The following is a 23,368-nucleotide window of genomic DNA, read 5'->3' as shown; positions in this document are numbered from 1 at the left end:
CCTATAAATTCATTACATTTGCTTAGCAAGCGCCATCGCAGCCACATAACCAGAACTCCAGGCCCATTGTAGGTTATAGCCGCCGAAATCCCCGTCCACATCCATCACCTCGCCAGCCAAATAAAGCCCAGGTACTAGCTTGGATTCCAGCGTTCCTTCTATTAGCTCAGTCGTATCGATGCCGCCCGCTGTCACTTGCGCATTCGCGAAGCCATTGGTATCAGTCACTTTAAATTCCCAATGCTTCAAAATTCGATACAATTTCCCCTTGGCTTTCCGCGATAGATCCTGGCAAAGCAGGTCTGGCTGCTTATCGATACCAGCTTCCATCATCAGGACAGGAACCAACTTCTTATTGAAGATTCCGACGAGCGAATCCACAACAGTCCGGTGTCCGAAGCTCTCCCAGTTCATTTCCAAAAGTTCAGCTACCTCTTCCTCCGTGCGACCCGGCATCAGATCAACCGATACGGTTACAGATTCTCCTCTTGCGAGATGATACGCAGCCTTCCTGCTTAACTGGAGAATTGGTGGGCCGGAGATACCATAGTTCGTGAAGCCAATTTCACCATATTCGCTGCCGATGACTTTACCGTTGACGATAATATGGGCTTGTCCCTGAAATTTGATACTGGACAGTGCCTTCATATGCGGATTCTGTAGCTTCAATTGCACAATGGCCGGCACTTGCTCGACCAGGGTGTGTCCCAGACGTTCGGCAAGAGTATAACCAGGGCTATCCTTTTCCGTATTCGGACCGGTAAGGCCACCCGCACATAGAAACAGATATTCACTGGTATAAACAACCTGCTCCTCTGTTTCCGTTTGGCATTTAATCGTAAAGCGCGGATGTTCCTTCGAAACGGTAACATCCAACACTTTGTTATTGAGGTATACCGGAACATTCCGATCCTCCAGCGCAAGCTCAAAAATATCCAGCACCGATGCAGCCTGCAGCGACATCGGATACATCAAGCCCTCCTTCAATCTTGTAAGCGGAAGCCCGAGCGCTGAGAAAAAATCAATGGTTTGACGGATGCCAAATTGCTCCAATACAGTCAATGGAAATCCAGCCTGATTACTGTGATACTTGCGCGATAAAGCGATCGCTTCATCCGTACCCGTCGCAGTGGATTCATTCGTAATGTTGCAGCGACCATCACCTGTCGTTAATATCTTCTTTCCAATCCGGTCGTTGCTCTCCAATATAGCTGTATCAATACCACAGTCACGCGCAGTTATAGCAGCCATTAAACCTGCTGCGCCCGCACCAATAATGACTAGTTTATGGTGGTTCCTATTTTGAAATTCATTCATATTTTTCGATCACCCTATTTCACATTGTAAATCAATATTATAACATTAAGTAAGTAGTAAATCCTAACTTACATCTGAACAAATATGACAGTAAAAGAAGTTCTTCTAAAGCTCTTTATAAGCTGGCTGCATCATCCCTTGAATGGGCTGATCTTCTTGGTACTCATAATATTGTGACTGAGCTTGTGCTTCCACTGACGGCTGCTGATATGGCTCGTCCACATACATAATTCTGCGCTGAATTTGCATGAGCCCGTTCACGACGCGAAGCGCGATCCAAAAAAGTACAAGTCCAACGCCTACGTACAGCATATACTGCTGATTATAGGTCCAATCGATATGAAAATAACTAAACAAGCTATTCTCTAAAATATCAAGCTTCATTTCATTCATCAGAATAATATGCACGACTGGAAGAGCAATAAATCCTAATCCTAACGAAATCACCGTTACCATAATAACAAAGAACACAATGCCTGTTACAAATCTTAGGAATACGAGCAGCAGATTTCGTACGAATAGCCCTCCGTCAAAACCTCTCACCATTCGCATCAACCAATTCCCTCTGACTTCAGACTGTTGATTGTAGGTATACGAAACGGAAGGTGTCGGTAAACCTAAAATTTGTCTAATCATGCTTTGTTCAAAATTAACAATCCCATTCAACAGCTTAGCTACTCCAAAAAACAATGGTATTCCAATAAATATTGGAGTTAAACCGATTGATAGTGCAAGTCCCGTTATCGCTACTGTAAAATAAATAATCCCTAATGGGAGGGATAACAATAAATAAAGGATCGTTGCATAGGTTTTGGGATTAAAAAGTACCCAATTCACCTTACCTGTTGGCTCCTTTGCAGTCACTTCTATTGCCTTCATATTCAAACACTCCTTTGGCTACATATGTCACGCTCTAAGTTATAAATCCATTATAACCGTCTTATCTACCTGACATAACCGTCTTAAGGGGGATCTGAACCTAGACTTTAGACTAGGAGTGAACTGGGGGGACTGTTGGTTTGATCATAACAAAAGCCCCCATTCCGTGAAGAATGAGGGCTTTTGATGTCTTACCTGTAAAGGGATATTAAGCATTTGCTCTTAATATACATCGATTAATTTCGAATTAGATAATCGAAAGCACCTAACGCTGCAGTAGCACCAGATCCCATAGAAATGATAATCTGCTTGAATGGACTATTGGTACAATCGCCAGCAGCAAACACTCCAGGAAGGTTAGTAGCTCCATGGCTGTTTACAACGATCTCGCCCATGCGAGTGCGTTCAACCGTGTCACCTAACCAATCTGTGTTTGGTACAAGGCCGATCTGTACAAACACGCCTTGCAATTCAATGTGCTTAACTTCTTCTGTATCGCGATCCATGTAGGAAATACCGTTAACCTTGTCCGTTCCGGTAATTTCTTTGGACTGCACGTTCTTAAGTACAGTAACGTTAGGCAGGCTGTAAAGACGATCTTGTAGAACAGCATCAGCTTTGAGCTCGGGTGCAAATTCAAGAACCGTTACATGGTTCACAATCCCTGCAAGATCAATTGCTGCCTCAATACCAGAATTACCGCCACCAACAACCGCAACATCTTTACCAATGAACAAAGGACCATCACAATGCGGGCAATAAGCCACGCCCTTGTTCTTGAACTCCTCTTCACCAGGTACACCCATATTACGCCAACGAGCGCCTGTCGAAACGATGACCGTCTTACTTTTTAGTACAGCACCGTTTTCGAGTTCAACTTCGATGAGATCCTTCTTCTCTAAACGCTTAACACGTTGCAATTTCATCACATCGATGTCGTACTCTTTCACTTGCTGTTCAATATTCGCTACAAGCTGAGGCCCTTCAGTATATTTCACACTGATAAAGTTCTCAATGCTCATAGTATCGTTGACCTGACCACCAAAGCGATCAGCAACAATACCTGTGCGAATCCCTTTACGTGCTGCATAAATCGCTGCACTAGCACCTGCTGGGCCACCGCCAACAACAAGTACATCAAAAGGTTCCTTATTGTCAAACTCTGATGCATCAGGAGCATTACCCAGCTTGGCAAGAATCTCCTCGACCGTCATACGACCGCTTTCGAAGAATTCACCGTTAAGGTAAACACTTGGCACAGACATAACGTTTTTGCTTTCAACCTCTTCTTTGAATACTGCACCATCAATCATGGTATGAGTTATACCAGGATTAAGAATGCTCATCAAGTTCAGTGCTTGTACAACATCAGGACAATTGTGACAGCTTAAGCTGATATAAGTTTCAAACGTATATTCACCTTGAATGCTTTTGATCTGATCAATAACGCTTTGCTCAACCTTTGGAGCTCTTCCACTAACCTGCAGTAACGCAAGTACTAATGATGTGAATTCGTGGCCCAATGGAGTTCCAGCAAAGGTTACGCCTGTATCTTCACCTACACGATTTACACTAAAGCTTGGTGTTCTAGATAATTGTGTTTTTTCCACCGTTATCATAGAAGACATGCTCGCAATTTCTTCGACCAGAGACAACATCTCTTCAGATGCTTCATCATTGCCTACGCTGACTTTTAACACTATATTACCTTCTAATAGCTGGAGGTATTGTTCTAATTGAGATTTCAGTTCATTATCTAGTTTCATATTTACGCACCTTCCTTAAATCTTGCCTACGAGATCAAGACTCGGCTTAAGTGTTGCTCCACCTTCTGACCATTTCGCTGGGCAAACTTCACCTGGATGGTTACGAACATACTGTGCAGCCTTGATCTTGTTAACAAGAGCACTTGCATCACGGCCAATGCCTCCTGCATTAATCTCAACAGTTTGGATAATACCGTCTGGGTCAATGATGAATGTACCACGATCAGCAAGACCGTCAGCTTCGATCAATACATCAAAGTTACGAGAGATTACATGTGAAGGATCACCGATCATAATATACTTAACCTTACCAATAGCTTCAGAGCTTGCATGCCATGCTTTATGAGTAAAATGAGTATCCGTTGAAACGGAATACACTTCAACACCAAGTTCTTTTAGAGTTTCGTATTGGTTCTGTAGATCTTCTAGCTCAGTAGGACACACGAATGTAAAGTCAGCTGGGTAAAAGCAAACTACACTCCATTTACCTTTTAAATTTTCCTCAGTAACATCGATAAATTTACCGTCTTGAAATGCAGATGCATTGAATGGTAGTACTTCTGTTCCGATAAGTGACATAATTTATATTCTCCTCTTAAGTTCTATTTTTTAGTATTAACATAGCATATTCAGGCCTTCATACAAAACAACTTAAATATACTTTATAATCATTATTATCAACTAAATAATATAATCTGTCAAGTAATTTAGAACGATTATAATTAACAATTCAGTGAACATTCTAAAATGATTTAACTCATCATTCATTATGCTGCTAATTAAGCCATAGTATTCATTTCTTAAAGATGACTACCATTTCAAACAAAAGAAAAACCCCCGGCCTTTTGCGGTGGGGGGTTACATACGGTATATACTTCGAAATCATATCTCACTATCCTCGTGAAAATTGCGTGCTTTCTTTTAGTTGGACGATATCATGGCCCGTTGGATTCTGGAAGGTACGAAGCCTAAATGTCGGCGCAACTGCAAAGATATGGTCAAAAATGTCCGCTTGAATCGATTCATACACGCCCCAGTTGGTATCATTGCTGAAAGCATAGATTTCAATTGGCAGTCCGTTATCTCCCGACGCTAACTGTCTGACAATCATGGTCATATCCTTATGAATTTTCGGATGATTCCTCAGATATTGATAGATGTATTCTCTAAATACACCTACATTCGTAAGCTGTCTACCGTTCACATTGCTCTCCTCATTAATCTGATGTTCCATGTTGTACGCGTTGATTTCATTTAATTTTGTCGTGATATAATCGGTAAGGTAGTGAATCTTCTGAAACTCCTCAATCATTTCCATGGTACAAAACCTTATGCTGCTCGTCTCGATATAGACGCTTCGCTTAATCCTTCTGCCGCCAGATACTTGCATGCCTCTCCAATTCTTGAACGAGTCTGAAATGAGGGCGTAGCTCGGAATCATCGTGATCGTCTTATCGAAATTCATAACCTTTACCGTGTTTAATGTAATGTCGATGACATCTCCATCCGCATTATATTTAGGCATTTCAATCCAGTCACCGACACGCACCATATCATTCGATGATAATTGAACGCCTGCCACCAGGCCCAATATGGAGTCCTTGAAAATTAGCATCAGAACGGCCGATAAGGCACCAAGCCCACTGAGAATAATCAAGGGATTCTGGCCGATGAGGTTCGAGATAACCAGAATGCCACCGATGATAAACAGAAAGATCTTCACCACCTGAATGTATCCCTTAATCGGTCTGATCTTGGAGACTTCAAACGAACGATAGATCGCATCAATAGCATTGAGCAGTGCATTAAGTACCATCATAGTTACGATAATCATATACGTTAATGCCGCTTTTTCAATCAAAGCTTGATAGGTCGGAAAGATGGACGCAGAATAATAGATGATGAGCGCCGGCACGAGATGCGACAGCTTGCGGAATACTTTTTTCTCCAACATGATATTATCCCACGTGTACCGATTCTTATTGATGATGTGAATAATCGTCTTCAGCACGACTTTTTTGGCTATAAAATTGGCCAGTATCGAGACCATTGCTATAAAAACAACCATGATCATATTCGAAAGATATCCAATGGTTTGTTCACTCATGCCAAATCCGTCTAGTTGATGTTTGATAAATTCCATTGTTTCCTCCTAACACAGTATATATTAGCCTATTATTATAGATTAGATTCTAGTGCTAAGCAAAGTTCAAAATAAAACATCTCTAGGCTTATTCGGAAAAGTGTAAAAATTTAAGAAGCGGCTTGGTAGAACTGCCAAAAACAAAAAACCACCTAAATAGTGAACTGCACCCCGAATGTTAGACACAACTAACAATTGGAGGTGCAGTTCAAATAGGTGGTCTCACTGATCAAGTATGGAGGGAGCGGAATCGTTGCTATGCAAAACCACGATTCGCAGAAATGTGATGCTAAGTATGTTGGAATGGTCGCGAAATCAATTAAATTAAGTTTGCATATTCAAGCATTCTACGAATAATGATTACAATTTCAGCTCGAGTAATAGGGTCTTGTGATGCTAGTGTATGAGTAGTTTTCCCTTGCAGTAAGCCCGTTTCTATTGCCACAGCCACTGCACTTTCTGCCCACCCAGATACCTTATCTGCATCATGATACTGCCCTAAAATTTGTTCGACTTTATCATCTGATAAAGCAATTTTAACCCCTTTCATTTGCAATGCTCTCGTTATGACCACGATCGCTTCTTCTCTTGTCATGCTTTGATTAGGTAGGAACGAGCCATTCTCATACCCTTGAATGAGCGATCTATTCATTGCAGACTGTATCGAAGCTGCTGCCCAGTTTTCAGAGTGAAGATCATCGAACTGGCCTTGATATGGAGCGCTAATTAACCCCAATGCTCTACCCAATATTGCTGTAAATTCCGCTCTTGTTACATCCGCATTGGGCGCAAAAGTCGTTTCCGTTTTACCATTCACAATCAATTGGCTTGCAAATTCCTCGATAGCTGCTTCTGCCCAATGTTCCTGAATATCTCCAAAACTTTGCTGATGTGAAATTAGTGCAATCGTTCCATCCACAAACGTATAAACTTCAGCATAACGCTTTCCATCTTTCACAACGATTTTCGACGGTACACGGACAAATGAACCATCCTCTGCTATCACGACAGCAGTTGCATTATTCAGTTCCATCGATGAACCTAGCAGTAAAGTACGTTTGTTGTAATGCTTGCTTTCAACATGAGATACAGCTTTGTCATCCTTCTCGTAATAAACAAACATCGTTAGTGGTTGGCCAACGATAGACATATTGTGAAGGAATGGATAGGGTGTACTCGACTGTTCACGAATGACAAATGTTAAATTTACTCCCTGATCAAATTCAGTAACACCCAATTGAGCTTTTATTTTTGCTAAATCCTCATTAGCTGCATCCCATATCATCGTTCCATCTTCTGTCACGATTTGAAATACGATCCCTTTATCAATCAGAAGATCTATCGTATCCCCATCAATATCAATCAATATATGATCTATTGCAAAGTTGACTACGACACTTAACTTTTCTCCTCTAGCCAATTGTTGAACATATGGAATAAATTCATTTGGATCCAATGTAAGTTTCAAGACTTCTTTACCGTTTTCTTTTACAATCGTCCCATTCCAGAGGCGCAGATTGGACTCGCCATCTACCGTAATGTTCAATTTGTTTTGTTGCTGATTATTGTCTGTAGGCGTGGTTGGGGTCGGCGTAGTTGGAGCCGACGTAGTTGGGGCCGGCGTAGTTGGGGCCGGCGTAGAGTTCAGTACGGTAATGGTAAAAGCCGCATCATTTCCCGCATTGAACCTGAATACGAGACTATGTGCTCCTGTACTTAGCGTTGCCAGATACTCCTTCTTCAGTGTGACCTCATCACCAGCACCGTTCACGTCATATTCACTTGAAGCTACTGGTGTACCAGTAACTTCGATACCTTGGAACGTGTTGCCTAATAAACCTAGTTGTACTTTAATATCAGCATAACCTGATGCTGATGCATGTTTATCAAAGCTCGCTGTGCTTGGTGTGATTGTGCTATTTGCTAGCGTACTGTCGCTTACCGTTAGCGTTAGCGTTACATCGTTGCCTGCACTGAAGCTGAAGTCAAAGCTATGTGCTCCTGTGCCTAGTGTTGCTAGATACTCCTTCTTCAGCGTAATCTCATTACCCGCTCCGCTCACGTCATAGACACTTGAAGAAACTGACGTTCCTCCCGCTTCGATGCCTTGGAACGTGTTGCCTTGCAAATCTAACTGGACTGTAATATCTGCATAACCTGGTGCTGAAGCATATTTATCAAAGCTCGCTATGCTTGGGGTGATTGTACTATTCCCTGGCGTGCTGTCGCTTACCGTGAGCGTTAGCGTTGCATCGTTGCCTGCACTGAAGCTGAAGTCAAAGCTATGTGCTCCTGTGCCTAGCGTTGCCAGATACTCCTTCTTCAGTGTGACCTCATCACCAGCACCGTTCACGTCATATTCACTTGAAGCTACTGGTGTACCAGTAACTTCGATACCTTGGAACGTGTTGCCTAATAGACCTAGTTGTACTGTAATGTCAGTATAAGCTGAGGCTGAGGCATATTTATCGAAGCTCGCTGTGTTTGACGTAATTATACTGTCCGTTGCAGCCCTCGTCACCGTGACGGTATACGTTTTCGTATTACCGTTACCTGATGTAACAATCACCGTTACGGTATTGTCCCCGACGTTTAGCGCTATAGCTGTAGGATGACCGCTCGCTACAGAGAAGCCGTTCACCGTCATCGTTGCTCCGACATCCGCAGTCGTTGGCGTTACATTTATGTTCGTCACATCATTATCGACGCTTGCCGTGTAGCTTGTTGTTTCCGAACTAAATGTTGGTGATAATGTACTGCTACTCAGCGTAAGTCCACTCAATTCGGTACTATACCCAAATTTCATAAGACGGTCAGCCATAAATGGAATCATCCAAATATTTTCCCCATCATACACGCCGCCTAGGAACGCACTTCCACCTTTTTTAAAACCATTAGGCCAATTGTTGTATCCCGCCATTTCACCGGTTGCCGGATCAACCTTGATTAGTCGATCTGCATTACTTGGAATGAGCCATATACTAGTACCATCATACACGCCGCCAGTGAAACTACCGCTCCCTTTGTTAAAGCCACTAGGCCATTCGTTGTATCCTATCATATCTCCAGTTTTCGTATTAAATTTAACTAGATGAGTAGCATCATAAGGTATCATCCATATATTAATTCCATCGAAGACACCTCCCCAAAATGCATCTCTACTTTTGGAAAAACCGCTAGGCCAATTGTTGTACCCCGTCATTTCACCTGTTTGGGGATCAACCTTGATTAGTCGATCTGCATTGTTCGGAATGAGCCAAATACTAGTACCATCAAATATCGAACCATAAAATGGATAATTACCAAGGGTTGTTCCGCTTGGCCAACTATTGTAACTAGTCATTGCTCCTGTCGTTGTATCAACCTTTATTAAGCGACTGCCAGAATAGGGGGCAAGCCATATGTTGGTACCGTCGAAAGCACCTCCAATAAATTGATCGCTTCCTCTCGATCCATCTGGCCAACTGCTATAACCCGTCATTTCTCCTGTAGCAGCGTTAACTTTAATAATCTGATTTGCACTATATGGAATTAGCCATATGTTAGTACCATCATACACGCCTCCAGCAAAAGCATTACTACCTATAGTGAAGCCTTCTGGCCAATTACTATATCCAGTCATTTCTCCTGTAGATGGATTAACCTTGACTAATTCGTTAGCATTATAAGGTATCATCCATATACTCGTACCGTCATACACGCCACCAACAAAGGCAGAAGATCCTTTTGTTAAGCCACTAGGCCATGCCTGGTATCCAGTAAAAGTAGTACCTACCACTTCATTTCCTAAAATGGGGCCGCTATATCCAATTCCATCTTGACTGGAGATGTTTGTAGCCGCTGCAACGGTCGATATGCCGCCGATTCCTGCGCTGAATATTCCCGGAATACTGCCTGATGTTAAAATAATCGCCAACATTATAATTGCTATTTTTCTACTCAATCTTATCACTGTTCTTCATTCCTTTCGTATAGAGGATCCTCGTTACTAGTAAACGTAAACGTTTCGTATCAGAGTTTATAATAGCCCTCACTTTCTCAACCTTAAATATGTAATGAGCTTGAGCGCATAACCCTTGCTATCTCATTGAAAGCTACTGCTTGAGATTCAGCTCAACAATTTTTTATGTTTTGGAGTCGCCCCTCATATCTGCATTAGAGCAAATCGTTAACCTATAACAATCTATATAATGTTATCGACTACTAGTTTAGTTTATATTAACTTAAAGTGATCAATCTGTAACTCGAATTACATTTTATAAACAATTGAATCAATTTCATAAATCATCTTCACAGTAATCAGATCAACCGAATATTAACGCATTCATTTTAAAAAAAGTGAGCTAATGCACCTCGATGACGAATGTTTCTTTGGGTTGCGTGTATTTTATAGTTTTGTATTTCTAGTCATAGCTGTCGTATCAATAAGAATGGCCCTCTTTACAAATGGGACGAAAGTACGGTCTCCATCACCTTCAACTTTTCTGCAGCAGAAAACTCTTGATCTTTAACCTTACCCAGATCAAGCTTCTTATCTAGCTGTTCGTTCGGGTACAAAGTTGTACCTTAACCCTGTTCTTTGGGCTACCTTAAGTTCGTGCTTGAAACTTATACTTTCTATTATGTTAAAAGGGCTGTCCCTAGCTATTTCATAGCTTTTGGGACAGCCCCTTCTGGGGTAATAAGTATGGAGAAAAATCATAACTCAACTTCGGAACATCATTTTATAGCTAGAGATTAGCGAGTCCAAGCAGCTCGCTTACGGTCAAGAACCGATAACCTTCGGCAGCAAGCTCTTCCACCAATACCTGGACAGCTTTAATCGTTTGAGAGCGTTCGCCATACCCGTCATGAAACAAAAATATACTGCCATTTTCGATGGTTGGCCTCGTATGATCCAAAATAAAATCAACACCTGGCTGCTCCCAATCCTTCGCCTCACCGTTCACGGCACCGATCGAGCGGTATCCGAATTCTGCTGCAAGCAAAAAGATATCGTCATTAACACCAAAAAATGGTGGTCTGAAGTTCAATACAGGCTTCCCCGTTACCCTGCGAATCGTCTCATCCGCCTGCTGCAATTCAGCCCGCGCTTCGTCTACCGTCAGTTTTGTCAAATCAGGATGCGAGTAGGTATGATTGGCAAGCTCATGCCCGGCGATATGAACCTTTGCTGCGATATCCTCGAACATATTAATTTCTTTACCAATCATAAAAAATGTTGCTTTGCCATTAACCTTGTGAAAAATGTCCAACAGCTGTTGAGTATATAACGGATGTGGCCCATCATCAAACGTAAAGGCGACGGCCTTTTCCTGGATTGGAACCTTATGTACCAACGATAATTTGACCATTATGATATTCCCCCGATTATGGATACTTTTGAAACCAACCGGCATTGTTACAGCGCAATGTCAGTCATTTTTTTGAAAACCCTGGATAATCCTCATTCAATCATTATCCTGTTTTGCGAACAAAGGTTTATAATCCAGAATATGTTCAATTCCATTCCATATCTCTTCCGATAATGTAAGGCCGCTTGCAGCAATATTATCTTCGATCTGTTCGGATCTTGATACACCGGTGATCAAGCTGCTAATTTGAGTGTTTCTTAGTACCCATGCCAGTGCCAGCACGAAAAGATTTGTACCAATACTGTCGTCAACTTTTCAACAAGCCAAACCTCCGACCGTATTCATCCAAACCACACAGTGGCCACTCCTTGTAATTCTCCAAAGGATAATGTGATCTAAGAGAGTGAAATTGTCTCCAAATAATTGGCAACACAGTTTCTGGACCTTTAAATCCGAGTAGCAAACATAAAACAGAACGTATATATGGGTTTGGCGCTTCTGCCGCCAGCTTTTCAATCTCATGAAGAGGAAACTCAGAGCATTGATGAAGATAGACTCTATGTAACAAAACTGAGCTGACGCTCCCCAAATTTGTGGTCAAATGTTACTACGCTTGCAACTATAATCTTCCGAAAAAAGCTGATATTTTTTAAAGGAATAACTTCTATATAGTAAATAGATGCTCCAGCCTTTTTCGCCTGGTCTATTGCCTGTTGATTTGCCTTTTTTAATAGACCTTGTAACTTTTCTCTTTGTGGTAGCATTAAGCACACCTCACTCTAATTTGAGTTTCTATTTTACAACTATTATACCATACCCATCTGCTAATCCAGATATGAAATGCAGTAAAATAATACAAAAACGGCCACCAAATGGTGGCCGTCACTGGTAATACATATGGAGGCGAGGGGTGTAGTTACAGATTTCGTATCCCCCTAGTATCGCCCCATATAGTTGAGTTATAGTTTCTTTGCGAATAGATTCAACTGCCCCGACATCCGATGAACCTCTTCGATAAATTCTGAAACCTGTCGGGACGACGTAGCCTGTCGATCAACGATTTCCGTCATATGTTCGATGGATACTCGCATTCCGCTTATCGCTTCTTCGAATGTTTTCAGTGTATGCTGAATCGCGTTCGTGGAGGTAAGCGCTTCATTGGATAGTTTACGTATCTCGCCCGCTACAATGCCGAATCCTCTTCCTCGATCCCCTGCATGGGCAGCTTCAATCGCTGCATTAATGCCTAATAAATTCGTTTGGTCCGCTACTCTTCTAACAATCGATACAACTTTATCCGTTTCTTTAACCTGTTCTGCCGTCTGATGGGCGAGCGTAAGAAGCTGCTGGGCAGACTCCGCCAGTACAACTGAACCTTCCGCAACTTGCGAGAGCTGGTTGTTAGCTTGTGTGAGTGAAATCGAAATTTGATCGATAATGGCTATTAATTCACTTTGTTTACGCAGCTGAATGGCTATGCCGCCGATCACATTGCCATTGAAGTCGTGGAGCGGTGTAGCCGTCCCCGTAAATTCAAAACCATAAAATGCGGCAGGCACCTCCGACCTTAGCACTACATCATCTCGAATCGCCTGCGTTAACGGTTCCTCGTCTTGCAACTGCTGACCAACACGTATCTGCAAATCAATATTTTCTCCAGGCCAATAAGCTATAAATTTCTCTGTATCACAAATAGCAATCGATAATTCAGCAGGAACTGCCGCCTTTAAGATTGGAATCATTGCAATCACAGTTTCTAGGGATTCGATGCTGCTCATCTTGGATTCTCCTCAATACGTATCTATGTAATAAAACCTCTATTAAACATCTCTATCAAGTATCTTACTTTAACAGCTGTGGTGAATATTGTAAATATGTAAAGGTATATTAACTATTTCTTTTACCCCTTGTCTGAAAGACCTAGTCAATGTTTAGGGTAAAGCTACCGAGTGGATTTCAACCACTTTGATTGTGCGATTATGAGGCGCACGTAAAAACGGCCACCAAATGGTGGCCGTCACTGGTAATTCATATGGAGGCGAGGGGAGTCGAACCCCTGTCCGAAAATATCGACACATAAGATTCTACGGGTGTAGTTACAGATTTGATGTCACCCTAGCGTCGTCCTGTAACCGACTACTCTTCGGGTCAGCCTGATTATCTTCTTCAGCTCACCGCAGGCGGAGATGAGACAGCGTATTCCACTACTGGTTAGCCCCTAATCTAGTCACATGGACGATGCTAGGTAGGAGCACGCTCACAGTTTCTTAGGCTGCGAAAGCGTAGTTGTTTTGAGTTTTGCCATTTAATAGGCTTTAGCGTTGATAAAGCGGACGCGTCCCCACTACCCGCTACCCATGCTCAAACTATCCCCGTCGAATCCATAAACGCCCCCTTAATATAAAGGGCTTCTAGGATAGAATCTTGAGTAGCCAAGACATGATGTTCTATTCAGTATCCTTTTCCTCCATGAAAAAGGACCACTAGAAGGTAATCATTACACAAGATCTAATGATCTCGTATAACTTAGTATATCACATTTCTACTGCACTATGATACTTAGTTCAAGGAAATCAAGGTTAAGATTGCCAACCTAGATCATTACCTAGCAACCTTCTGCTTCTCACGCAGTGCACGTTGAATGTCACGTTGTGCATCACGCTTAGCCGCTGTACCGCGCTTGTCATACTCCTTCTTCCCTCTACCAAGACCTAGTAAGAGCTTCGCATATCCATTGCGGATATAAATCTTCAGCGGGACGATCGTATAACCTGCTTGCTTCGAAACCCCAAGTAACTTCTTAATTTGCACCTTGTGCATAAGTAGCTTACGTGTTCGCGTTGGATCAACCGGATTACTTCGATTCCCTTGTTCAAAAGCACTAATATGCATATTATGAATCTGAATCTCACCATTACGAATCGTTGCAAAAGCATCCCCGATGTTCGATCTGCCAAGACGTAGCGACTTAATCTCTGTGCCCGTCAATACCATACCCGCTTCATACGTTTCTTCTATGAAATAATCATGGGAAGCTTTCTTGTTCTGGGCCAAGACTTTCCCGTCACTATTATTCTTACCCATGTCCTCACTCCTTAGATCATTATAAAAAATGGATTCCAGTATTCATTCCTAGTCCGACGACGAGGAATGTACCAGAAATCCATTGTATCAACTGCATCATTCAAAATCAAGATGAAGCGAGTAGAAACGGCGATGCCGTCCCCTTTCAAGGAGTTTATCCTTCGCTGAAACTAAAGGCTTCCCTTACTTCTCCTCACGCGAAGTTTCATTCGCCTTGCTCTTGCCCTCACGGGCTTCACGGCCTTCTCGCTCTGGACGTTTAGCGGTACCATTACCCGGTGTTGCATCTCCGCTAATAAAAATACCACCTCTACCTGAGGATTTACGACCAATCCCATCTGAATTAGAGCTATCGGAACGTACAGATTCGCTAGTTGCAGCCGCACCGTATCCTCCCTTGCCTGAACCGAAAGCAAACCCAGGTCCTCGTGTTGACTGCAATGCATCATAACGTCCTGCTGGAGCCCCTGGTCCACGATCCCGCTTACGTCCGGCACCCTTATCCTTATTGCCACCACTTCTGCCCTCACGCTTCGGTGCTACGCTGCTAGGACTAGTCGATTTGCCATTCTCATTCGGCTTCGAAACAACTCCTGCGTTTCTGTCGCCGGTCACTGTGTTTCCCTTACTCTTGAATCCGCCATTCTTCCCTTTGCCTCTCGGGCCCTTGCCATCAGGTCTTTTAACTTCGCCCTCTGTAGCTGTAGGCTTAGGTGCATTGTTCTCAACCGTACCATTTTCAATAATATTCATTGATTTCTTCTTACCTCCGCCACTTGCACCAGGCGCCTTAACGCCTCCGCTGTTTGCTCCAAATACTTTACTTCCTCTAGCTGATTTACCCTTACTTCCATCAGCCTTACCGCTACGACTTCCTGCCTTACCTCCGCGTCCTGCACCTTTATCCTTATTGAACCCACCACCTGCACCTGAAGGACGACCACCTCGTCCACCACGATTACCTTCGCTACGAGGTTTCATATCAATCAGTTCGAAATCAATCGTATGATCATCCATATTAACGCGAGCTACACGAATTTTCAAATCGTCACCGATACGGAATATCTTCGAAGTACGCTCTCCGATTAACGACATCGCTTGTTCGTTGAAATGATAGTAATCATCCGTTAATGCACTCAGGCGAATAAGACCTTCAACCGTATTCTCAAGTTCGATGAACATACCAAAACTTGTTACGCTACTGATCATACCATCGAATTCTTCGCCAACCTTATCCAGCATATACTCTGCTTTCTTAAGATCATCTGTGTCTCTCTCCGCTTCTACGGCAACACGCTCCCGCTCAGAAGACTGTTGTGCAACATCAGGCATACGGGAAGCTAAGTATTCTTGTCGTTTCTCTGACAATACGCCCTTGCTCGCAATGACCTCACGAATGACACGATGTATCGCAAGATCCGGATACCGACGAATAGGCGATGTAAAGTGGGAATAGTAATCTGCCGCTAATCCGAAATGACCCGACGTCTCAGCATCGTATTTAGCCTGCTTCATAGAACGAAGCATCATCGTACTAATAACCGTCTGCTCCTTCGTTCCTTGAATATCTTCAAGGAGCCCTTGTAGTGCTCGCGGATGGATGGAGTTTCCTCGACCTTTGACATGATACCCAAAGTTCTCAGCAAACGCCAGAAAGTTCTGTAGTTTCTCCTGATCCGGATTTTCATGAATACGGTATATGAACGGAACCTTCAACCAGTGAAAATGCTCAGCTACCGTCTCATTTGCGGCAAGCATGAACTCCTCGATCATTTGTTCCGCTATGGAACGCTCTCTTTTGACAATATCTATAGCCTTGCCATTCTCATCTACGATAACTTTAGACTCCACGAAATCGAAATCCACTGCGCCCCTGCGCATCCGATTCCCCCGCAATCTTAGAGCAAGATCCTTCATGAGTCGGAAATTACCAACCAAATCACTGTAGCGCTCCATTAACTCAGGATCTTCATCCTCGATAATTTTGCGTACATCTGTATAAGTCATGCGTTCTGTAGTTCTAATCACACTCGTAAAGACATCATGATTGACCACTTTCATTTGTTCATCAAATTCCATTTCACAGGATAAAGTAAGCCTGTCCACCTGCGGATTAAGACTACATATCCCGTTAGAAAGACGGCGAGGTAACATCGGAATAACCCGATCTACCAAATACACACTACAGCCACGAGCATATGCTTCTTTATCCAGCTCGGAACCTTCGCGCACATAGTAACCGACATCGGCAATATGCACACCTAGAAGATAATTACCATTCGGTAAAAGTTCCACATTCACCGCATCATCTAGATCCTTTGCATCTTCTCCATCAATCGTCACAATCGTCTTATGGCGTAGATCACGTCGGCCCTGCTCCATGATCTCTTCCTCTGTAATGGCATCAGGAGCAAGCTCCGCTTCTGCCATTACTTCATCAGAGAATGCCTCTGGCAATTGATGCTTACGAATAATAGAAATAATATCTACGCCCGGATCATCCTTATGTCCTAGAACCTCTGCCACTTCGCCTTCAGCAGCTGACCGTCCTTCAGGATAATTCACAATGCGTACAACGACCTTCTCACCGTGAACAGCACCATTAAAGGCATCCTTCGGTATAAAAATATCTCGATTAATTCGTTTGTCATCCGGAAGTACGAAACCATACGATTCATTGTTCTGGAATACGCCCACTACTTGCGTGACCGACCGTTTCACAATACGTACAACTTCTCCTTCAAGCTTACCTCCGGCTGTACTCTTCGATGTCACCCGGATCAGTACGATATCACCATTCATAGCGCCTTTGAGGTCATTGGCGTTAATATATACATCTACGTGTTCCCGATCATCAGGAATAAGAAATGCAAATCCTTTCGCATGTGCCTGTAAACGACCGCGTATAAGATCCATCCGCTCAGGTACGCCATAACGATTCGTACGAGTCAGAATAACTTTACCATCTTGTTCAAGAGCTGTTAATACCTTTACAAACTCCTTGAAGTCTTGCGCTTTATCAATACTGAAATGTTCTTCTAGTTCTTGATAAGTCATTGGTTTATAGGCGGTCTCCCGCATGAAATTAAGGATCTCTTCTTCTGTTATCATGATTATCACCTCAGATGACTTGCATATTGTGACTGCAAGCTCTTATGTATCCTTTGCTTCATATTGTTTATTTACTATTTTTTACCTCACTAATACTCTTACCCTAGTATACACGATTTCAATCCCAAACATCCCTTAAATCTCTTGGAATTTCATGATCATCAACAAATTCACAAAAAAAACCCTCTCTCCACATAGAGTTATGTAAGAGCGAGGATTTCCTGTAAATTCATATTATTTAATAGCGACAGCTACAGCAATAGCCAAAATAAAGAATCCAATAGCCATTCCAACGGTTAGACGCTCAAGAACCAAGTCCATACCGCGAGCTTTCGTTTTACCAAAAAGATGTTCTGCTCCGCCGGAGATGGCGCCGGAAAGACCTGCACTTTTCCCCTTTTGCAAAAGAACCACCGCAATCAAACCAATGGAGAAAACAGCTAGCAACACTTGTAAAAAGATTTCCATTCATTCCACCTCCTAAACGTGTTAAAACATTCTCGTGTATTCCAAGTTAATTTCACATATCATTATACATAAAACAGCATTCTTATTGTAGCACATCCAACCTATATTTGACAAGATGGTTGTGGTCGGTCTATATGAAATGAAAAAGCCAGTTCGGTGTACACCCGAACTGGCTTTATCTCTAAATATTATTATTTCTTCAAGTTGTAGAAAGACTTCATTCCGTCGTATCGAGCCAATTCACCCAATTGATCTTCGATACGAAGCAATTGATTGTATTTAGCAACACGGTCTGTACGGGAAGGAGCACCTGTTTTGATCTGACCAGCATTTGTTGCAACAGCGATGTCAGCAATTGTGCTATCTTCAGATTCACCTGAACGGTGAGAGATAACAGCTGTATAACCAGCGCGTTTAGCCATTTCAACCGCATCAAATGTTTCAGTCAATGTACCAATTTGGTTAACCTTGATCAAGATAGAGTTACCAATACCTTCTTCAATTCCTCTGCCAAGACGCTCAGTGTTCGTTACGAACAAGTCATCTCCAACAAGTTGGACTTTATCGCCCAATTTTTCAGTAAGCAATTTCCAACCATCCCAGTCATCTTCGGACATACCGTCTTCGATTGTAATGATAGGGTATTTATCAACCCATGAAGCAAGAAGGTCAACATACTCTGCGGAAGTGTAAGATTTACCTTCACCAGTAAGTGTGTATTTACCGTCTTTATAGAACTCAGTAGAAGCAACATCCATTCCAAGGAATACGTCAACGCCTGGTTTGTAACCAGCTTTTTCGATAGCTTCGATGATTGTAGTGATTGCTTCTTCATTCGAACCAAGGTTTGGCGCGAAACCACCTTCGTCACCTACAGCTGTGTTCAGACCCTTGGAACTCAATACAGATTTCAAGTTATGGAAGATTTCTGCACCAATACGAAGAGCTTCTTTGAAGCTTGGAGCTCCTACAGGAAGAACCATGAACTCTTGAACATCGATGTTGTTGTCAGCATGCTCACCGCCGTTGATGATGTTCATCATTGGAACTGGAAGAGTTTTCGCATTGAATCCACCAAGGTACACATACAATGGTACGTCTAGCGCTTCAGCAGCAGCACGAGCTACAGCCATGGATACCGCTAGAATAGCGTTCGCGCCCAATTTAGCTTTGTTCGGTGTTCCGTCAAGAGCGATCATCAATTTATCGATTCCCAATTGGTCCAACGCGTCCATACCGATCACTTCTGGAGAAATGATTTCGTTCACGTTCTTCACTGCTTGCAATACCCCTTTACCAAGGTAACGGGATTTGTCTCCATCACGAAGTTCAACTGCTTCATAAGCACCTGTAGATGCACCAGAAGGTACGATCGCACGGCCAAGAGCACCTGATTCCAAATAAACTTCAACCTCAACTGTTGGGTTACCACGAGAGTCTAGGACTTCGCGAGCATATACGTCTGAAATAATAGTCATGTTTTTGTTCTCCTTTTGTTTTATATATTATTTGGCAAGTAGAAACGGCTATGCCGTCTTTTTCAAAGACGGTACCCGTTTCAGCGGAAATATAAGAAATAGAGTATCAAGTGAAACTTATACTTTCTTATATTTTGAAATAGTAATCGTCTTACTTAAACTTACTTACGGCTGGCAATCATAGATTGGCCAGTCATCTCAGCAGGCTGTGACAATTGCATCAAATCTAGAATGGTCGGCGCTACATCCGCCAGAATCCCACCATCACGCAAAACGATATCAGAAGCCGTTACAATAAATGGAACGGGATTCGTTGTATGTGCAGTGAATGGACGTCCTTGCTCATCAAATACCATATCAGCGTTTCCGTGGTCAGCCATAATAATCGCTACCCCGCCTTTGGCAATGACAGCATCTACCACTCTACCCATACATTCATCCGTTACTTCCACCGCTTTGATTGTTGGCTCAAGCATCCCTGAGTGCCCTACCATATCCGGGTTAGCGAAATTAAGAATAATCGTATCGTGATTCTCTGCTTCGATCTCTTTCACACAAGCATCTGCTACTTCATAGGCACTCATCTCTGGCTGCAAATCATAAGTAGCTACTTTGGGTGAATTAATGAGAATACGCGTCTCACCTGGTAGTTCAACATCACGTCCGCCACTGAAGAAGAAGGTGACATGCGGATATTTCTCTGTTTCGGCAATACGCAGTTGTTTCTTGTTGTTCTGAACCAATACTTCACCGAGCGTGTTATCTAGGTTCTTTGGTTCATACGCAACATAACCTTCAACTGTCTCGCTAAATATAGTCATGCATACAAAGTGCAAGTTCTCCGGGAACTTCGGCCCACGATCGAAACCGCGGAAGTCCTTATTGGTGAATACTTGCGATAATTGAATGGCACGATCTGGACGGAAGTTCAAAAATACGACAGAGTCCCCACTCTCAAGCGTAGACAACGGCTGTCCCTGTTCGTCTACAATAACTGTAGGCTCTACAAATTCATCAAAAACAGACTTCTCGTAAGATTCGACTACTGCCTTAAGCGCATCCGTATATTTAGGTCCTTCTCCGTAAACGATGGCACGATATGACTTCTCAACACGTTCCCAACGTTTATCACGATCCATCGCATAATAACGTCCTTGCACAGTTGCAATCGTACCGACACCGACCTCAGCAATCTTAGCATTCAATTGCTCAATGAACTGTTTGCCTGAATCAGGAGAGACATCTCGCCCATCCAGAAATGCGTGGATATACACTTCATCCAAGCCTTCCTTCTTAGCTAGATCCAACATCGCAAATACGTGATCAATATGACTGTGTACGCCACCGTCAGATAGAAGGCCATACAAATGTAACTTTTTCTTATTATCCTTGGCATGACGAACAGCGTCAACCAATGTAGGATTCTCAAAGAAGTCACCATCACGAATCGATTTGGAGATGCGGGTCAGGTTCTGATAGACGATACGGCCTGCACCAATATTAAGATGACCAACCTCGGAGTTACCCATTTGCCCTACTGGCAATCCCACCTCTTCACCGCAAGCAATCAGAGTGGAGTTAGGATATTGGCTCATCAAACGATCATAGTTCGGCTTCTTCGCTTGTGCTACCGCATTACCTTCTGCAGTATTACGCAATCCGAAACCATCCATAATAATTAAGGCTACCGGTCTTGGTGCTGGCATCTTACTTCGCCCCCTCAACAAGTTGAACATATGAAGTTGGTTGTAAGCTTGCACCGCCGACTAATGCACCGTCAATGTCGCTTTGACCCATATATTCTACGACATTCTCAGGCTTAACACTACCGCCATATTGAATACGTACAGCATTTGCTACATTTTCTCCATACAAACCTTTCACAAGCTCACGAATATAAGCAATCACTTCATTCGCATCTTGTGCTGTTGAAGATTTCCCTGTTCCAATCGCCCAAATCGGCTCATAGGCAATAACTACTTGTGCTGCTTGTTCCGCAGTTAATCCTTTCAAGGCACCTTCAGTTTGAACTTTACATACCGCTTTCGTCTGATCAGCTTCACGCTCTTCCAATTTCTCGCCGACACATACGATAGGAGTAATGCCATGTTTGAAAGCAGCAAACACCTTTTTGTTTACAATTTCATCGGACTCAGCGAAGTAAGCACGACGCTCTGAGTGTCCAATAATGACATAGTGCACGCCTAGATCTTTCAACATTACACCGCTAATTTCGCCAGTGTAAGCTCCATCATCCTCAAAATGTAGGTTTTGTGCTCCAATCTTAATGGAAGTACCTTTAACAGCCTCCATCAATGCTGGAAGATTAGTGAACGGAGCGCAAATAACACTCTCCACACCTGCTACTTCTGCCTTACCTTTAATTTCTTCAATAAACGCTTTAGCTTCTGGAACGGTCTTGAACATCTTCCAGTTTCCCGCGATAATAGGTGTTCTCATAGCTATCCACTCCTTTTTATTCCCTTACATTCCTATACATAAACCAATAATGGGAATTATTTATCGTTCAATGCCTCTACACCAGGAAGTTTCTTACCTTCCATGAACTCAAGCGAAGCTCCACCACCAGTAGAAATATGGTTCATTTGATCTGCTAGTTTGAATTTCTCAGCCGCTGCAGCTGAATCACCGCCACCGATAATCGTGTAAGCGCTAGTGTCCGCACAAGCCTGTGCTACTTCAAGTGTACCCCCTGCGAAAGGCTCCATTTCAAATACTCCCATAGGTCCATTCCATACAACCAACTTGGAGTTTTTGATCACATCAGCATAAAGAGCACGTGTCTTCGGTCCGATGTCTACGCCTTCCCAACCTGCAGGAATGCTATCAATATCAACAATTTGAACATTGGCATCTGCGCTGAAATCATCAGCAATGACAATATCGACCGGAAGCATGAAGTTTTTACCTAACTCTTTAGCCTTCTCGATAAATCCTAGTGCAGTTTCAAGCTTAGAATCATCACATAGGGATAGACCAATTTCATGACCTTGTGCTTTATAGAAAGTGTACGCTAGTCCACCACCGATAAGCACGTTGTCAGCAAGGTTGAGCAAGTTATTAATAACGTCAATTTTATCCTTTACCTTGGATCCCCCAACGATTGCCGTGAAAGGACGCTCAGGTGTAGAGAACGCCTTGCCTAGTACAGACAGTTCTTTCTCCATTAATAGTCCAGATACCGCTGGCAAATGGTGTGCAATACCTTCTGTAGAAGCATGAGCACGATGAGCTGCACCAAAAGCATCATTTACGAATAGATCCGCAAGTTCAGCGAATTGCTTCGCAAGTTCAGCATCATTCTTCTCTTCGCCAGGATAGAACCGTACGTTCTCAAGTAACAATACATCACCATTAGCCATATCAGCAATTTGGGATTTAACAGCTTCGCCTACAGATTCATTGGCTTTAGCTACCTTCTTACCAAGTAATTCTGAAAGACGCTCAGCAGCAGGTGTTAAACGTAAAGATTCCACCACTTGACCATTCGGACGTCCCATGTGACTTGCTAGAATAACCTTTGCTCCGCGTTCCACCAAGTAATTAATAGTTGGTAGCGTTTCACGAATACGTGTATCATCAGTAATTTTACCATCTTCGAGCGGTACATTGAAATCGACACGAACAAAGACCCGTAATCCGTCTACTTGCACATCACTTATACTCTTCTTATTCATCTCTGCGTTCCTCCACACCCATAGATTTTAATACTCTGCAAATTCAAGGAATAACATCTCTATAATTTTA

17 protein-coding genes and 1 other RNA gene are annotated in these 23,368 nt (G+C 42.9%); all 18 read right to left on the bottom strand.

Translation table 11 applies throughout. The annotated features are described in order from the left end of the window. Positions 1-12 precede the first annotated feature (12 nt). On the bottom strand, positions 13-1,317 hold the full coding sequence (locus AC1TO8_RS14430) for a BaiN/RdsA family NAD(P)/FAD-dependent oxidoreductase (protein ID WP_482056320.1): 1,305 nt from the start codon (positions 1,315-1,317) through the stop codon (positions 13-15). 105 nt (positions 1,318-1,422) lie between these two features. Then, positions 1,423-2,196 carry a sensor domain-containing protein gene (locus AC1TO8_RS14425; protein ID WP_482056319.1) on the bottom strand — a complete coding sequence of 258 codons (774 nt, stop codon included), beginning with the start codon at positions 2,194-2,196 and terminating at the stop codon, positions 1,423-1,425. A 236-nt stretch (positions 2,197-2,432) separates the two neighbouring features. After that, positions 2,433-3,962 carry an alkyl hydroperoxide reductase subunit F gene (ahpF, locus tag AC1TO8_RS14420; protein WP_482056318.1) on the bottom strand — a complete coding sequence of 510 codons (1,530 nt, stop codon included), beginning with the start codon at positions 3,960-3,962 and terminating at the stop codon, positions 2,433-2,435. A gap of 15 nt (positions 3,963-3,977) precedes the next feature. Next, entirely contained in the window at positions 3,978-4,541 is a 564-nt protein-coding gene (gene ahpC, locus AC1TO8_RS14415; RefSeq protein ID WP_482056317.1) for an alkyl hydroperoxide reductase subunit C, read from the bottom strand. A 313-nt stretch (positions 4,542-4,854) separates the two neighbouring features. Further along, positions 4,855-6,105, bottom strand: coding sequence for a mechanosensitive ion channel family protein (locus AC1TO8_RS14410; RefSeq protein ID WP_482056316.1), 1,251 nt, complete (start codon positions 6,103-6,105; stop codon positions 4,855-4,857). Positions 6,106-6,424: 319 nt separating this feature from the next. Further along, on the bottom strand, positions 6,425-10,048 hold the full coding sequence (locus tag AC1TO8_RS14405; RefSeq protein ID WP_482056315.1) for a X2-like carbohydrate binding domain-containing protein: 3,624 nt from the start codon (positions 10,046-10,048) through the stop codon (positions 6,425-6,427). Positions 10,049-10,835: 787 nt separating this feature from the next. Next, entirely contained in the window at positions 10,836-11,459 is a 624-nt protein-coding gene (locus tag AC1TO8_RS14400) for a polysaccharide deacetylase family protein (protein ID WP_482056314.1), read from the bottom strand. A 96-nt stretch (positions 11,460-11,555) separates the two neighbouring features. Next, positions 11,556-11,759, bottom strand: coding sequence for an aldo/keto reductase (locus AC1TO8_RS14395; protein WP_482056462.1), 204 nt, complete (start codon positions 11,757-11,759; stop codon positions 11,556-11,558). A gap of 257 nt (positions 11,760-12,016) precedes the next feature. After that, entirely contained in the window at positions 12,017-12,223 is a 207-nt protein-coding gene (locus tag AC1TO8_RS14390; protein WP_482056313.1) for a hypothetical protein, read from the bottom strand. A 195-nt stretch (positions 12,224-12,418) separates the two neighbouring features. Further along, complete coding sequence (locus tag AC1TO8_RS14385; protein ID WP_482056312.1) at positions 12,419-13,237, bottom strand: methyl-accepting chemotaxis protein; 819 nt, start codon at positions 13,235-13,237, stop codon at positions 12,419-12,421. Between the two features lie 252 nt (positions 13,238-13,489). Continuing rightward, positions 13,490-13,854, bottom strand: a transfer-messenger RNA (tmRNA) gene (gene ssrA, locus AC1TO8_RS14380). A 206-nt stretch (positions 13,855-14,060) separates the two neighbouring features. Further along, positions 14,061-14,543, bottom strand: coding sequence for an SsrA-binding protein SmpB (gene smpB, locus AC1TO8_RS14375; RefSeq protein ID WP_482056311.1), 483 nt, complete (start codon positions 14,541-14,543; stop codon positions 14,061-14,063). A gap of 183 nt (positions 14,544-14,726) precedes the next feature. Further along, on the bottom strand, positions 14,727-17,654 hold the full coding sequence (gene rnr, locus AC1TO8_RS14370; RefSeq protein ID WP_482056310.1) for a ribonuclease R: 2,928 nt from the start codon (positions 17,652-17,654) through the stop codon (positions 14,727-14,729). Between the two features lie 234 nt (positions 17,655-17,888). Beyond that, the gene (gene secG, locus AC1TO8_RS14365; RefSeq protein ID WP_438348191.1) at positions 17,889-18,122 is read right to left on the bottom strand and encodes a preprotein translocase subunit SecG; all 234 of its coding nucleotides are present in this window, start codon (positions 18,120-18,122) and stop codon (positions 17,889-17,891) included. Between the two features lie 191 nt (positions 18,123-18,313). Beyond that, the gene (gene eno / locus AC1TO8_RS14360; protein ID WP_482056309.1) at positions 18,314-19,600 is read right to left on the bottom strand and encodes a phosphopyruvate hydratase; all 1,287 of its coding nucleotides are present in this window, start codon (positions 19,598-19,600) and stop codon (positions 18,314-18,316) included. A gap of 161 nt (positions 19,601-19,761) precedes the next feature. Continuing rightward, a complete protein-coding gene (gpmI, locus tag AC1TO8_RS14355; RefSeq protein WP_482056308.1) occupies positions 19,762-21,306 on the bottom strand; it encodes a 2,3-bisphosphoglycerate-independent phosphoglycerate mutase in 1,545 nt (514 codons plus the stop codon). A gap of 1 nt (position 21,307) precedes the next feature. Next, entirely contained in the window at positions 21,308-22,060 is a 753-nt protein-coding gene (gene tpiA / locus AC1TO8_RS14350; RefSeq protein ID WP_482056307.1) for a triose-phosphate isomerase, read from the bottom strand. A gap of 56 nt (positions 22,061-22,116) precedes the next feature. Beyond that, positions 22,117-23,298 carry a phosphoglycerate kinase gene (locus AC1TO8_RS14345; RefSeq protein WP_482056306.1) on the bottom strand — a complete coding sequence of 394 codons (1,182 nt, stop codon included), beginning with the start codon at positions 23,296-23,298 and terminating at the stop codon, positions 22,117-22,119. Positions 23,299-23,368: the final 70 nt, after the last annotated feature.

It is taken from the genome of Paenibacillus sp. Y859 (genome assembly GCF_056786405.1).
This window is presented reverse-complemented; position numbering and strand designations above follow the sequence as displayed.